This window comes from Pseudomonas sp. R11-23-07 (genome assembly GCF_003852295.1).
Taxonomy (GTDB): Bacteria; Pseudomonadota; Gammaproteobacteria; order Pseudomonadales; family Pseudomonadaceae; genus Aquipseudomonas.
Map to the genome: position 1 here is coordinate 300,274 of NZ_CP027761.1, position 13,918 is coordinate 314,191.

General features: G+C 61.0%; 10 protein-coding genes. 9 read left to right on the top strand and 1 reads right to left on the bottom strand.

All coding sequences use genetic code 11. The annotated features are described in order from the left end of the window. Window positions 1-274 precede the first annotated feature (274 nt). The 5 genes from C4J84_RS01205 to C4J84_RS01225 all read left to right on the top strand — a co-directional run bounded on the left by C4J84_RS01205 (window position 275) and on the right by C4J84_RS01225 (window position 4,796). Window positions 275-1,639, top strand: coding sequence for a TcdA/TcdB catalytic glycosyltransferase domain-containing protein (locus tag C4J84_RS01205; protein WP_164487809.1), 1,365 nt, complete (start codon window positions 275-277; stop codon window positions 1,637-1,639). Window positions 1,640-1,866: 227 nt separating this feature from the next. Further along, window positions 1,867-2,532: an amino acid ABC transporter permease gene (locus C4J84_RS01210; RefSeq protein WP_124365402.1), complete on the top strand. Its 666-nt coding sequence runs from the start codon at window positions 1,867-1,869 to the stop codon at window positions 2,530-2,532. After that, window positions 2,513-3,172 carry an amino acid ABC transporter permease gene (locus C4J84_RS01215; RefSeq protein ID WP_124365403.1) on the top strand — a complete coding sequence of 220 codons (660 nt, stop codon included), beginning with the start codon at window positions 2,513-2,515 and terminating at the stop codon, window positions 3,170-3,172. Before C4J84_RS01210 ends, C4J84_RS01215 begins: the two co-directional genes overlap by 20 nt. Further along, entirely contained in the window at window positions 3,169-3,945 is a 777-nt protein-coding gene (locus C4J84_RS01220) for an amino acid ABC transporter ATP-binding protein (protein ID WP_124369188.1), read from the top strand. The genes C4J84_RS01215 and C4J84_RS01220 overlap by 4 nt, the downstream gene beginning before the upstream one ends. Further along, window positions 3,942-4,796, top strand: coding sequence for a transporter substrate-binding domain-containing protein (locus tag C4J84_RS01225; protein WP_124369189.1), 855 nt, complete (start codon window positions 3,942-3,944; stop codon window positions 4,794-4,796). The genes C4J84_RS01220 and C4J84_RS01225 overlap by 4 nt, the downstream gene beginning before the upstream one ends. Window positions 4,797-4,938: 142 nt before the next feature. Here the strand turns inward: C4J84_RS01225 and C4J84_RS01230 are convergent, their stop codons facing one another. Continuing rightward, on the bottom strand, window positions 4,939-6,099 hold the full coding sequence (locus C4J84_RS01230; protein ID WP_124369190.1) for an AAA family ATPase: 1,161 nt from the start codon (window positions 6,097-6,099) through the stop codon (window positions 4,939-4,941). A 121-nt stretch (window positions 6,100-6,220) separates the two neighbouring features. Between C4J84_RS01230 and C4J84_RS01235 the strand changes: the two genes are divergently transcribed. The 4 genes from C4J84_RS01235 to C4J84_RS01250 all read left to right on the top strand — a co-directional run bounded on the left by C4J84_RS01235 (window position 6,221) and on the right by C4J84_RS01250 (window position 13,829). After that, window positions 6,221-7,303, top strand: a complete 1,083-nt coding sequence (locus tag C4J84_RS01235; RefSeq protein WP_124369191.1) for an efflux RND transporter periplasmic adaptor subunit — start codon at window positions 6,221-6,223, stop codon at window positions 7,301-7,303. Continuing rightward, a complete protein-coding gene (locus tag C4J84_RS01240) occupies window positions 7,300-8,370 on the top strand; it encodes an efflux RND transporter periplasmic adaptor subunit (protein ID WP_124369192.1) in 1,071 nt (356 codons plus the stop codon). Before C4J84_RS01235 ends, C4J84_RS01240 begins: the two co-directional genes overlap by 4 nt. Further along, window positions 8,367-11,432, top strand: a complete 3,066-nt coding sequence (locus tag C4J84_RS01245; RefSeq protein ID WP_124434795.1) for an efflux RND transporter permease subunit — start codon at window positions 8,367-8,369, stop codon at window positions 11,430-11,432. The genes C4J84_RS01240 and C4J84_RS01245 overlap by 4 nt, the downstream gene beginning before the upstream one ends. A 210-nt stretch (window positions 11,433-11,642) precedes the next feature. Beyond that, window positions 11,643-13,829: a glycoside hydrolase gene (locus C4J84_RS01250; protein ID WP_124434796.1), complete on the top strand. Its 2,187-nt coding sequence runs from the start codon at window positions 11,643-11,645 to the stop codon at window positions 13,827-13,829. The last annotated feature ends 89 nt before the right edge of the window (window positions 13,830-13,918 follow it).

Sequence of the window (13,918 nt, forward strand, 5' to 3'; positions counted from 1 at the left end):
CCGGCGTTTTTTTTTGTGACAGATACAGGGCGCCGAAGTGAGGCGTTAAGTTGTGGAACGCAACTTTATACCCGTTACATTAAGGGAGTTTATTGGTTTTGTTTGTGGATTAGTTCCATTGGATGTTTTCTTGAATTGCCGGCTTATGTTTCTTAAATAATCTTACATTTGTATCTTTGTTTTTTTGTTTTTTTACCCGCAGGCTTGGAGTCGATGAAGGAATTAACGCATGGAGGCGCCGGCAAGTGTTGTCAGCTTTTTGGAGCCAATAGTTATGACTCAGCATGTCTCTTCGCATCAACTGCTCACCACCTCCCCAAGCATGAGTCCGGTAGCGGCCCAGCCCCAGAGCCCTAAGAGCTTTGAATCCACCTACCCTCTAAGCGAATTCAAGCCCGTCCCGAACAATATCCATATGGTGTGGGTGGGCTCGGAACCAAGCGTCAAGCAGGATGAATACTTGCGTCAGTGGGCAGCCAAGAACCCTAACCATGAAGTCACGCTTTGGGTGGATTCCACTCAATTTGATGCTTACGCCACGAATAAGTCCGCGCAGGCAAAGGCGGAAGCTATTTATCCAGGCTATCAATCAGAGCGTCCCATTCGCGGTTTATTCAGTCAGCTCAAAGTGACTACGGAATCTCCCAGGCAGCGTAAACCTGCAGAACAGTCACAAGTCATCAGCGAGTTGAACAAAGAGCTGTCTGCCTCAAGTAACAAACAGTTGAAAGCGCTACTGCTGCCCGAAGGTGGAAACGTGACCGCTGCTAACGCTCGGCAGGTACTTGACGGATTTGAGCGTTACGCGCAGCGCACCGACGATAAGTTTTATCAAGCAGAAGCCGTGATTCTGGACCAGACGACAAAATCCTGGGACCGTTACGCGAGTAACCCTCCCCGTGATATCAGTACGCTGACGAGTTTAAAAGAGCGGTTTGCCGATCAAAAGAACATTCAGATTCGTGACCTGAGCAATCCCTCGGACATTCGATTACAGAACAAAGACGTGTATCAACACGAAATTATCGGACGCAACGGTGGCTATGCTGCAGCCTCGGACGTGGCCCGTTATGAAATCGTCAATCGTTATGCGGGCACTTATACGGATATTGATCTGGAGAGCGTACGACCCCTCGATGGCGCACTGCATGCCCATCCCGATTTAATGCTGGTCGGCATGGCTGAAGGCAAAAATGACGCAAAGGGCAGCGCCACCCCTTATTTCGCCAACGCCTTATTTTCCAGCCATGCCCAGAGTGCGATGCTGTCCAGCCTGATTGATGACATCGGCAACAACTACCGTTCCATGAAGGGCAATGAGTACGGCGGTGACCGTTACTTCAGTCGCCCGAATAAAAGCACTATTGAAACCACCGGCCCCAATGCATTACGCGGGCACGTCGACAAAGTGATACAGCAAGCGAAGGGGCAGCCGGATCTGGTGCGCAGCGACGCCCGCTCTCTGGCTGATCGAATATGGGACAAAGCAAAGCCGCAAAACGAAGAGTACTGGAAACTCGTGGATTCCCATTTCAAATTCCCCGACAACTACGTCAATTTTGAGACCGAAGAGCAGCAAAACAGCGCTACCAAAGCAATGGCCGGTGGCGGCCAGCCCGACACGCTGAAGAGGGGCTAAATAGTGTTGAGAGCCTCGCCTGTCGGCGGGGCTTTTTTATCGACGCGTTCACGTCTTGCGCTCGGTTAGGCACTCCCCCAATAGGTTAGCTATTTGGGTGATATCAATATGCTATTTCGGTATTTAAACTTTGCTTTTTATACCTTTAAAGTTCGCGCTACCCGACGTTATCCACGCCGGAACGGACTGCGCTCGCGGCATTACCCATGCGGCGATTTGGACTGCACATGACCTTCGATTTCGCATTTATCCTCAGCACCCTGCCGGCATTTCTGAAAGCGGTCGGGGTGACGCTGCAAGTGGGTCTGATCGCCATTGCCACCTCCTTGCTGGTGGCGCTGATCAACGCAGCGCTGCTGGTGTTTCGCACGCCCTATCTGTCGCGGCTGGTGGCGCTGTATGTAGAGCTGGCGCGTAACACGCCGCTGCTGATTCAACTGTTCTTCGTGTATTTCGCGCTGCCGGCCCTGGGCTTGAATATTTCCGGATTCTGGGCGGCGATCATCACCATGACCTTCCTCGGCGGCGCCTACCTCACCGAAGTGCTGCGCGCCGGTGTGGAAGCGGTGCCAACGGCGCAGATCGAGTCAGGCAAGTCCATCGGCCTGTCCGACTGGCAGCTGCTGCGCCATGTGATTCTGCCCCAGGCCGGCATCCTCAGCCTGCCGGCGCTGTTCGCCAATTTCATCTTTCTGCTCAAGGAGACCACGGTGGTTTCCGCTGTGGCGGTGCCGGAGATTCTCTACACCACCAAGAGCTACATCGCGCTCTACTACAAGACCTACGAAATGCTCGCCGTATTGACGCTGATCTGCGTGCTGCTGTTCTTGCCGTTGTCGCTGTTGCTCAGCCGCTTGGAAAGGAGGCTCCAGCATGGCCAGTTCGGGTCTTGAATTGTTATGGGTGTCGTTGCCGCAACTGGGCAAAGGCGCTGCGCAAACCCTGTCGATTTCGTTCTTGAGCATTGCCTTCAGCACGGTCGGCGGCGTGTTGTATGGCGTATTGCGCACCTTGGACAACCGCGTGATCAATGCGCTGCTGCGGGTTTACCTGGAGCTGTTTCGCGCCATTCCGGTGCTGGTCTGGCTGTACCTGTTGTTTTTCGGCCTGCCGATCTTCTTCGGCCTGAGCATCCCCAGTTTCTGGTGTGCGGTGCTGGTGTTGTCGTTGTGGGGCGCCAGTGAAGTTGGCGAAGTGGTGCGCGGCGCCTTGCATTCGCTGCCCCGTGGCCAGCGCGAAGCCGGCTTGTCGATCGGGCTGTCCGACCCGCAGCTGTACGGCTACGTGCTGCTGCCCCAGGCCCTGAAACGCATGACGCCGCCGACCATCAATGTCTACACGCGGATCATCAAGACCAGCTCCCTGGCGGTGCTGATCGGCGTGGTGGATGTGATCAAGGTCGGCCAGCAAATCATCGAGCGCACCTATGAGTCGGTGTTGATCTACGGCGCGCTGTTCCTGTTTTTCTTCTTTATCTGCTACCCGTTGTCGGCCGCCTCCAAGGTGCTGGAACGGCGCTGGGCCCAAGCATGAGCGCATTGATCGAGTTTCAGGGTTTCAACAAATTCTTCGGCGAACAGCAGGTGCTCAAGGGCATCGACCTGAGCGTGCACAGCGGCGAAGTGGTGGTGATCCTCGGCCCCAGCGGTTGCGGCAAAAGCACCTTGCTGCGCTGCCTCAATGGCTTGGAAGTGGCTCACAGCGGGCACTTGCGGTTCGCCGGTAACGAGCTGTTGGCAAAACATTCCGACTGGCGCCAGGTGCGCCAGGACATCGGCATGGTGTTCCAGAGCTACCACCTGTTCCCGCACATGAGCGTGCTCGACAACATTCTGCTCGGCCCCTTGAAGGTGCAAAAGCGCGACCCGCGTGAAGCGCGCGAGCAAGCGGAAAAACTGCTGGCGCGCGTGGGTCTGGCCGACAAGCGCGACGCCTATCCACGCCAGCTTTCCGGCGGCCAGCAGCAACGCATCGCCATCGTCCGTTCGCTGTGCATGAACCCCCAGGTCATGCTGTTCGACGAAGTCACCGCTGCGCTCGACCCGGAAATGGTCAAGGAAGTGCTGGAAGTCATCCAGGGCCTGGCCCGCGATGGCATGACCCTACTGATCGTCACCCACGAAATGGCCTTCGCCCGCGCCGTCGCCGACCGCGTGGTGTTTATGGAGGCCGGTCGCATCCTCGAACACAACACCCCCGAGGCATTCTTTACGAACCCGCAAACCGCACGCGCGCAGCAGTTCCTGGAGAAGTTCTCCTTTGTTTCAACACTGCCCAGAAAGATCAAGGAACCGGAGCTGCTATGAAAAAGTTACTGCTGCCACTGTTTGCCGTCGCGTTACTGGCCGGCTGCGACAAGAAGGCCGAAGAACCTGCCAAACCTGCCGCCAGCGCGGTGAGTGCGATCGACAAGATCAAGGCCCGCGACAAGCTGATCGTCGGCGTCTTCACCGACAAACCGCCGTTCGGCTTCGTTAACGAAGCCGGCCGCTACGTCGGCTTCGATACCGACATCGGCCGCCAATTCGCCAAGGACCTGTTGGGCGATGAAAACAAAGTCGAGTTCGTCGCCGTGGAGCCCGCCAGCCGTATCCCGTTCCTGCAAAGCGATAAGGTCGACCTGATCCTCGCCAATATGACCGTGACCCCTGAGCGCAAGGAAGCGGTGGACTTCACCAACCCCAACCTGAAAGTGGCGGTACAGGCCCTGGTACCGAACAACAGCCCGGTCAAGAACCTGGATGACCTGGCCACCCGCACCACCATCGTCACCACCGGCACCACCGCCGACATCTGGCTGACCAAGCACCACCCGGACTGGAAACTGCTCAAGTTCGAGAAAAACTCCGAGTCGCTGCAAGCGCTGTCGGCCGGCCGTGGCGATGCCTACGCCCAGGACAACCTGGTGCTGTTCAGCTGGGCCAAGCAGAACCCCGGCTACCGCGTGCTGGAGCAGAAGCTCGGTGACGAAGCACCGATTGCCCCGGCGGTGAAGAAGGGCAATATCGAACTGCGCGACTGGGTGAATGCGGAGTTGGCGAAGTTGGGCGAAGAGAAGTTCTTGCTCAAGCTCTATGACCAATATGTGCGTAAAGAGCTGAGCGATGACACCAAGCCTGAGAGTGTGATTGTTGAAGGCGGGAAGTGGCAGGGCTGAGGCCTGGCTTTTGTGTTGGCTGTTCTGCCGCCATCGGGGGCAAGCCCCCTCCCACACTGGATTGGGTTCACAGGTTCTGATTTGTGCATATATCCAAATGTGGGAGGGGGCTTGCCCCCGATGAGGCCGGTACCCTCACCCTTCACTCCGGCCATTGCCACGCCGGCGCATCCAGCATCCCTTGCCCCACAATCCGCGTCTCCCCCAGCACCTTCTCCAGCACAATCGAATTGCATTCCTCATCCTGCTGCAACGCCGCAATCAAGCGGCTGGCATGGGACACCACCCACACCTGGCACTGCGCCGACGCCTGGATGATCAAGCGCGCCAACGCCGGCAACAGGTCCGGATGCAAGCTGGTTTCAGGCTCGTTCAGCACCATCATGGTCGGCGGCCGTGGCGTCAGCAGCGCGGCGATCAGCAGCAGGTAGCGCAAGGTGCCGTCCGACAACTCCGCCGCCGACAACGGGCGCAGCAGGCCTTCCTGGTAAAACTCGATGGCAAAGCGCCCGCCCTGTAACGGTTGGATATTTAAGCGCGCGCCTGGAAACGCATCGCTGACTGCGCGCTGTAACGCCTCGGGGTCGCCAATTTCACGAATGGTTTGCAACGCTGCGGCCAAATCGCGCCCGTCGTGATGCAGCACCGGCGTGCGGGTGCCTAACTGCGGTTGGCGCACTGGCGCGTCCACGTCGCTGCGAAAGTGATCATAAAAGCGCCAGCCACGGATGCTTTCGCGCAGCAGCAATACTTCCGGCGAGCCACGCAAACTGCCGACTTGGTCGAACAGGCTGTGATAGTTCGGCGTGTGCTGGGCCAGTACATCCCAGGCACGGCCTTCGCGAGCGCGCACCAACGGCCCGGAACGCTGTACCAACAGGCTGGCCGGGCGGTAGACGTGCCCGGCCCAGATGCACTCCCTCTTCACTTCCGGGTCGAGGCTGAAAAACGACTGGGTGAGTTCCGGCAAGCCCAGGGAGATCGCGTAGCTGAAATCTTCGGCGGCGAACCCCAGGCGCAGACGCTTGACGCCCTTGCGCACGACAGCCTCCACCGGCACTTCACCGCTGTGCATGCGCCGGCTGATGGTTTCCGGCCCTGCCCAGAACGTCGAGTCCAGCCCGCCTTCCCGGGCCAGTGCATTGATCACTCCGCCCTGAGCGGTTTCAGCCAGCAGGCGCAGGGCGCGATATAGATTGGACTTGCCGCTGCCGTTGGGGCCTGTGACCAGGTTCAAGCGGCCCAGGGGCACCACCAATTTATTGATCGAGCGGTAATTGGCCACCGCGAGGGTCTTGAGCATGGCAATTGAGTCGGTAGGGGAACCATTGAAGTATGGGATCCTCCATGCAGATAAGGAACCCTGATCTAAGCTCACAGTCGCATACACACTGGCACGTCGGCATCACGCAAAAGGAGCCTGCATGGGCGGTCGCATTTCCACATTTTTATTCGGGCTTGGCTTACTGACGCTGCTGAGCGGTTGTGGCCAGGAAAAGACCGAGCCCAAGGCCCATTCGCGGGTGTTCGTGCAAACCGTGCAGCCGGCGGATTTTGCCGCAGCGGTCACGCTGACCGGAGATGTCCAGGCGCGGGTGCAAACCGATCTGTCCTTTCGGGTGGGTGGCAAGATCATCCAGCGTCTGGTCGACGTCGGTGATCGGGTGACGGCCAAGCAAGTGCTGGCCAGGCTCGACCCCAAGGACCTGCAGACCAACGTCGATTCCGCCCAGGCCCAGGTCGTGGCCGAGCAGGCGCGGGTCAAGCAAACCGCCGCCGCCTTCGTGCGTCAGGAAAAACTCTTGCCCAAGGGCTACACCAGCCGCAGCGAATACGACGCCGCCCAGGCCGCGTTGCGCAGCAGCCAAAGCGCCCTGGCCGCCGCCCAGGCGCAGTTGGCCAACGCCCGTGAACAACTGGGCTACACCGCGCTGATCGCCGATGCGCCGGGCATTATCACGGCGCGCCAGGCTGAAGTCGGCCAGGTCGTACAAGCCACCGTGCCGATCTTTAGCCTGGCCCGCGATGGCGAACGCGACGCGGTGTTCAACGTTTACGAATCGCTGCTGGTGGAGCCGCCGCCGGACGCGCCGATCACCGTCAGCCTGCTGGATAACCCGAGCATCAAGACAGTGGGCAGAGTCCGCGAAGTTACCCCTGCCGTGGCTGCCAATACCGGCACCGTGCAAGTGAAGATCGCCCTGCAAAGCCTGCCCAAAGGCATGGAACTGGGCTCGGTGGTGAGCGCCACCGCCAATGGCCCGGCCAAGGCCAGCATCGAGTTGCCGTGGTCGGCCTTGACCAAGGACCTCAGCGAACCCGCCGTGTGGCTGGTAGACGGCGACGGCAAGGCGCAACTGCACAAGGTTACGGTGGCGCGTTACCTCACCGGCAAGGTGATCATCGGTGACGGCCTTAAAGGCGGCGAAAAAGTCGTGGTGGCCGGTGGGCAATTGCTGCACCCCGGCATGCTCGTCGAAATCGCCCAGCAAGGAGCCCAGCCATGAAGCACCTGACGGTGATCCTCGCCGCCAGCCTGTTGCTGGTGGCCTGCTCCAAGGAAGACGCGCCGCCCGAACCGGTGCGCCCGGTGTTGTCCATGGAGGTGAAGGCCGAAGACCAGGCACACCTCGGTCGTTTTGCCGGCACCATTCAGGCCCGCTACGAAAGTAACCTGGGCTTCCGTGTGCCGGGCCGTATCGCCCGCCGCGCGGTGGACGTGGGCGCCGAGGTGGAGAAGGGCGCCTTGCTCGCCGTCCTCGACCCCACCGACCAGCAGAACCAACTGCGCGCCGCCCAGGGTGACCTGGCTCGGGTGCAGGCACAGTTCATCAATGCCCAGGCCAATGCCCGCCGCCAGCAAGAGCTGTTCGACCGTGGCGTCGGCGCCCGGGCGCAGTTGGACGTGGCCCAGACTGACCTGAAAACCACCCAGGCCACCCTCGACCAGGCCCGCGCCTCGGTCAATCAAGCCAAGGACCAGCTCAACTACGCCGAGCTGCGCACCGACCACGCCGGCATCGTCACCGCCTGGAACGCCGAGGCCGGCCAGGTGGTCAGCGCCGGCCAGCAAGTGGTGACCCTGGCACGCCCAGACATCAAGGAAGCGGTGATCGACCTGCCCGCCGGCCTGGCCGAGCGCCTGCCGGCGGATGTGGTGTTTCTGGTGGCCGGGCAACTGGACCCCAGTGTGCACACCACCGCCATCGTGCGCGAGATCGAGCCCCAGGCCCAGAGCGCCACGCGCACCCGTCGCGCGCGCTTGAGCCTGACCGAAACGCCTGCCGCGTTTCGCCTGGGCACCGCCATCAGCGTGACCTTGAGCAGCGCCATCGCGCCGCGTATCGAGCTGCCGTTGAGCGCCTTGCAGGAAGTCGATGGCAAGACCCGCATCTGGTTGCTCGACACCCAGAGCCAGACGGTGCAACCGCGTGATGTCACGGTTGTCAGCCGTGACGCCGACAGCGCAGTGCTCAATGGTGGCATCAAGCCCGGCGAGCGCGTCGTCACCGCCGGTGTGAACAGCCTGAAACCCGGGCAGAAAGTCAAAATCGACGAGGACAGCCCGCGATGAAAGGCAGCTTCAACTTATCCGACTGGGCCATCAAGCATCAGTCCTTCGTCTGGTACCTGATGTTCGTCGCGCTGTTGATGGGCGTGTTTTCGTACATGAACCTGGGCCGCGAGGAAGACCCCTCGTTCACCATCAAGACCATGGTCATCCAGACCCGCTGGCCGGGCGCGACCCAGGAAGAAACCCTCAAGCAGGTCACCGACCGCATCGAGAAAAAACTCGAGGAACTCGACTCCCTCGATTATGTGAAGAGCTACACCCGGCCGGGCGAATCCACGGTGTTCGTGTTCCTCAAGGACACCACCAGCGCCAAGGCCATTCCGGAGATCTGGTACCAGGTTCGCAAGAAGATCGACGATATTCGCGGCACCTTCCCCCAAGGCTTGCAGGGGCCGTCGTTCAACGACGAATTCGGTGATGTGTTCGGCTCGGTGTATGCCTTTACCGGCGATGGCCTGTCGATGCGCCAGTTGCGCGACTACGTGGAGCAGGTGCGCGCTGAAATCCGCTCGGTGCCGGGGCTGGGCAAGGTCGAAATGATCGGCCAGCAGGACGAAGTGATTTACCTGAATTTTTCCACACGCAAACTGGCGGCCCTGGGCATCGATCAGCGCCAGGTCGTGCAAAGCCTGCAATCGCAAAATGCCGTGACCCCCGCTGGGGTGATCGAGGCCGGGCCGGAGCGGATCTCGGTGCGCACCTCGGGGCAGTTCGCCTCGGAGAAGGATCTGGCCAACGTCAACCTGCGCTTGAATGACCGCTTCTATCGCCTGGCCGACATTGCCGACATCAGCCGAGGTTACGTCGACCCGGCGCGGCCGATGTTCCGTTTCAACGGCAAGCCGGCGATCGGCCTGGCGATTGCGATGCAAAAGGGCGGCAATATCCAGTCGTTCGGCAAGGCGCTGCACGGGCGCATGGATGAGCTGACCGCCGACCTGCCGGTGGGCGTCGGGGTGCACAAGGTTTCGGACCAGGCTGAAGTGGTGGAAGAAGCGGTCGGTGGCTTTACCAGCGCGTTGTTCGAAGCGGTGATCATCGTGCTGGTGGTGAGCTTTATCAGCCTGGGCATGCGTGCCGGGCTGGTGGTGGCGTGCTCGATTCCGCTGGTGCTGGCCCTGGTGTTTGTGTTCATGGAATACAGCGGCATCACCATGCAGCGGGTGTCATTGGGCGCCTTGATCATCGCCCTCGGCCTGTTGGTGGACGATGCGATGATCACCGTGGAGATGATGATCACACGCCTGGAAAAAGGCGAAACCAAGGAGCAGGCCGCGACCTACGCTTACACCTCCACAGCGTTCCCGATGCTCACCGGCACGCTGGTGACCGTCGCCGGTTTCGTGCCGATTGGCCTCAACGCCAGTTCGGCAGGTGAGTACACCTTCACCTTGTTCGCGGTCATCGCCGTGGCGATGCTGGTGTCGTGGGTGGTGGCGGTGCTGTTCGCGCCGGTGATCGGCGTGCATATCCTCAGCGCCAACGTGAAGCCCCATAGCGCCGAGCCGGGGCGCATCGGCCGCGCGTTCAATGGCGGCATGCTGTGGGCCATGCGCAACCGCTGGTGGGCCATCGGCATCACCGTGGGCCTGTTTGTGGCGTCGGTGTTCTCCATGCAATTTGTGCAGAACCAGTTCTTCCCGTCGTCGGATCGCCCGGAAATCCTGGTGGACCTGAACCTGCCGCAGAACGCCTCGATCAATGAAACGCGCAAAGCCGTCGACCGTCTCGAAGCCATCATCAAGGACGACCCGGACATCACACGCTGGAGTACCTACATCGGCCAGGGCGCGATCCGTTTCTACCTGCCGCTGGACCAGCAACTGGAGAACCCCTACTACGCGCAGTTGGTGATCGTCAGCAAGGGCCTGGAAGAGCGTGGCGCTTTGATTGCGCGCCTGCAGAAGCGCCTGCGCGATGATTTCGTCGGCATCGGCAGTTTCGTGCAGCCGCTGGAAATGGGCCCGCCGGTGGGACGACCGATCCAGTATCGCGTGTCCGGCAAAGACACCGACCAGGTGCGCAAGCACGCCATCGAACTGGCGACCTTGCTCGACCAGAACACCCACCTGGGCGAGATCATCTACGACTGGAACGAGCCGGGCAAAGTTCTGCGCGTCGACATCGCCCAGGACAAGGCACGGCAACTGGGGCTGTCGTCGGAAGACGTGGCGCAGTTGATGAACAGCGTGGTCAGCGGCGCCTCGGTGACCCAGGTGCATGACGATATTTACCTGATCAATGTGGTCGGCCGCGCCGAAGACGCCGAACGCGGTACGCCGGAAACCTTGCAGAACCTGCAGATCGTCACGCCCAACGGCACCTCGATCCCGCTGCTGGCCTTCGCCACCGTGCGTTACGAGCTGGAGCAGCCGCTGGTGTGGCGTCGCGACCGCAAGCCGACCATCACCATCAAGGCCGCAGTGCGCGACGAGATGCAGCCGACCGACCTGGTCAAGCAGCTGGCGCCGACTATCCAGAAGTTCAGCGACGGCCTGCCGGTGGGTTACAAAGTCGCCACCGGCGGCACCGTGGAAGAAAGCGGCAAGGCCCAGGGCCCGATTGCCAGCGTGGTGCCGCTGATGCTGTTCCTCATGGCGACGTTCCTGATGATCCAACTGCACAGCGTGCAGAAGATGTTCCTGGTGGCGAGTGTCGCGCCGCTGGGCCTGATTGGCGTGGTGCTGGCGCTGATTCCCACGGGCACGCCCATGGGCTTCGTGGCGATCCTCGGTATCCTCGCGTTGATCGGCATCATCATCCGCAACTCGGTGATCCTGGTGACGCAGATCCACGAATATGAAGTAGCCGGCTACACGCCGTGGGACGCCGTGGTGGAAGCCACCGAGCATCGGCGCCGGCCGATCCTGCTCACCGCGGCGGCGGCGAGCCTGGGCATGATCCCGATTGCGCGGGAAGTGTTCTGGGGGCCGATGGCCTACGCGATGATTGGCGGTATCATCATCGCCACCTTGCTGACGCTGTTGTTCCTGCCGGCGCTGTATGTGGCCTGGTACAAGATCCGCGAGCCAAAGCGGGAACAACAGGAAAACCGCGGTTAAAAATGTGGGAGGGGGCTTGCTCCCGATGAGGGAGTGTCAGTGGATGTATCTTTGGCTGACCCACTGCCATCGGGGGCAAGCCCCCTCCCACATTTTGATCTCCATTGGGATATTTGAGACGTGGGAAACTTCCGGAAGCGACGGGTGTTGCCCTGGTCACCCGTTGAGTGTTTTACCCTCCGGCCTCCACCTCTCAACGGTCGCCTGCACATGAACCGTCTGCGTCATACCTTGCTGATCTGCTGCTTCCTGTCGCCCCTGGCCTTTGCCAGCACCGTATTGGAAAACCCGTTGTGGCGAGTCGAACTCGACCCGGCCACCCTCGCCATCCGTGTGACACCCAGCGGCCAACCCGAGGTTCAAGCCTCCAAAGGGGTATCGGCCCGCGCCGTCAGTCAACTCGCACAAAACGATCAACAGGTCAGTTGGCAATGGGACGACGGTGCCTATCGCGTGACTGCCAGCCTCGAGCAGCGCGACCTGCTGCTGTCGATCAGGGCGCGGGAAGACGGTGAACTGCCGATCCTTGTGCAGCCGGCGAGCGCCCTGGGCAAGGGGTTGATGTGGCCTTTGGCCGAAGGGCATTACGTGCCGGCCGGCAATGCCCTGTGGAGCGATTTCCTGGTAGAGCAGGGCGATATCAACACCACCCAGGACCTCAGCCTGCCGTTGTGGGGTGTCGATCACGGCGCCTTCACCCTGAACTGGCTGCTGACCAATCCCTACAACAACCGCCTGCGCTGGCAAGGCCAGGCGTTGTCGTTGGCCCATGAGTTCACGTCGCTCGCACCTGCCGCGCCCATGACCCTGTTGTTGCACCTGGGCGAAAGCGACCCGCTGGCCGGCGCCAAGCGCTATCGCCAATGGCTGGTCGAACAGGACCGTTACGAACCCTTGGAGGCCAAGCTGCGGCAAACGCCGGGCGCGCAAAAACTGCTGGGCGCCAGCCATGCCTACCTGTGGGGCAATGACCTGCTGGCGCTGGAGGATGTGCGTGATTGGCCGCTGTTGCTCAAGCGCTTGCGCGATCATGCGCTCAAGGGCCTGTTGGACAAGGACTCCGCAGCGCTGCTGGCGCAGCCGGGCAGGTTGAATCGCTACGAGCAAACCGTGCTGTTGCGCGGCCTCAACGCGGCGATCAACCAGAAGGCCCGGCAGAGCTGGCAGGTGGACGAGCCCGATATGACCCGTCTTGCCGCCCGCTACGGTGAGTTGCGTCGCGAACTGGCGGTGGATTTTGCCGGTGCCCTCGATGGTAGCCCCGACACCTGGGGCAGCAAGGTAGTACAGACACTGCGCGACGCCGGGCTGCCACGCTTGATGCTGACCCTGGGCGAAGGCTGGGAAGGCGGCCTGTGGCACCCCGAAACCATCCGCGCCGGTGTCGACGCGGGCTACCTGATGGCGCCCTACGACTCCTATCAAACCGCATTGTCCGCCACCGAAAATCCCGACTGGACCACCGCCCACCTGGGCAGCAAGGCCTACCGCGACTGCGCCATTGTATTGAAGGACGGCCAGCTCAAGACTGGCTTCCAGCGGTCCGGCCACTACACCGATCCGCGCTGTGTGCGGCCGTTATTGGAAGCGCGGGTGAAAGCCGTACAGGCCAGGGCCGGCTTCAACGCCTGGTTTCTCGATGCGTACGCTACCAGCATGCTGCTCGACAGCTACCGCGACAGCGCACCGATGACCCAGGCGCAAAACGCTGAAGGCAATATCGATGCGTCCCGTTGGCTGAACACCACGCTGCAATTGCCGACAGGCTCCGAAGACGGCAACGCCGTCACCGCCCAGGGGATCCTGTTCGCCCATGGCATGCAAACCCCGGTGCTGGGCTGGGGGGATCGCGACATGACTCAGGACAAACAGTCGCCCTACTACGTGGGCAACTGGTATCCGCCGGAGCAACCGGCGGTGTTCTTCAAGTCGGTGCCGCTGAACGAGCCATTTCGCACCCTCTACTTCGATCCGACGCTGCGCTTGCCGCTGTACCAGGCGGTGTTCCATGGCTCGGTGATCACCACCCATCACTGGCTGTTCGATAGCCTCAAACTGAGCAATGTGCGGGCTGAAAATGAGCTGACGCAGTTGCTCTACAACGTACCGCCGCTGTATCACCTGAGTGCTGCGACGCTCAAGGAACGGCTGCCGTTGATCCAGCGCCAGGACCGATTTTTCCGTCCCCTGCATGAGCGCCTGGCGACTCAGGCGATGACTGATTTTCGCTGGCTGACCGCAGATAAACAGGTGCAGCAAACCACGTTTGCCGATGGCACGCGGCTGGTGGCGAATTTTTCGACGGGAGAAAAACAAGGCTATGCCGGGCGCAGTGTGACGGCGCTGGTGGAGGGTGAAAGCCCGGTGGTGTATCAGGTGGATCAGCGGGGTCATTGAGACCATCGGGGGCAAGCCCCCTCCCACAGGGGAATGCATCCAAATGTGGGAGTGGGCTTGCCCGCGATGGCATCAGCCCGGGCAACCCC

Excerpts from the sequence above, each read along its gene's own strand:
- C4J84_RS01235 (WP_124369191.1), top strand. The coding sequence starts at position 6,221 with ATGGGCGGTCGCATTTCCACATTTTTATTCGGGCTTGGCTTACTGACG.
- C4J84_RS01205 (WP_164487809.1), top strand. The coding sequence starts at position 275 with ATGACTCAGCATGTCTCTTCGCATCAACTGCTCACCACCTCCCCAAGC.
- C4J84_RS01220 (WP_124369188.1), top strand. The coding sequence starts at position 3,169 with ATGAGCGCATTGATCGAGTTTCAGGGTTTCAACAAATTCTTCGGCGAA.
- C4J84_RS01210 (WP_124365402.1), top strand. The coding sequence starts at position 1,867 with ATGACCTTCGATTTCGCATTTATCCTCAGCACCCTGCCGGCATTTCTG.
- C4J84_RS01250 (WP_124434796.1), top strand. The coding sequence starts at position 11,643 with ATGAACCGTCTGCGTCATACCTTGCTGATCTGCTGCTTCCTGTCGCCC.
- C4J84_RS01230 (WP_124369190.1), bottom strand. The coding sequence starts at position 6,099 with ATGCTCAAGACCCTCGCGGTGGCCAATTACCGCTCGATCAATAAATTG.
- C4J84_RS01225 (WP_124369189.1), top strand. The coding sequence starts at position 3,942 with ATGAAAAAGTTACTGCTGCCACTGTTTGCCGTCGCGTTACTGGCCGGC.
- C4J84_RS01215 (WP_124365403.1), top strand. The coding sequence starts at position 2,513 with ATGGCCAGTTCGGGTCTTGAATTGTTATGGGTGTCGTTGCCGCAACTG.
- C4J84_RS01240 (WP_124369192.1), top strand. The coding sequence starts at position 7,300 with ATGAAGCACCTGACGGTGATCCTCGCCGCCAGCCTGTTGCTGGTGGCC.
- C4J84_RS01245 (WP_124434795.1), top strand. The coding sequence starts at position 8,367 with ATGAAAGGCAGCTTCAACTTATCCGACTGGGCCATCAAGCATCAGTCC.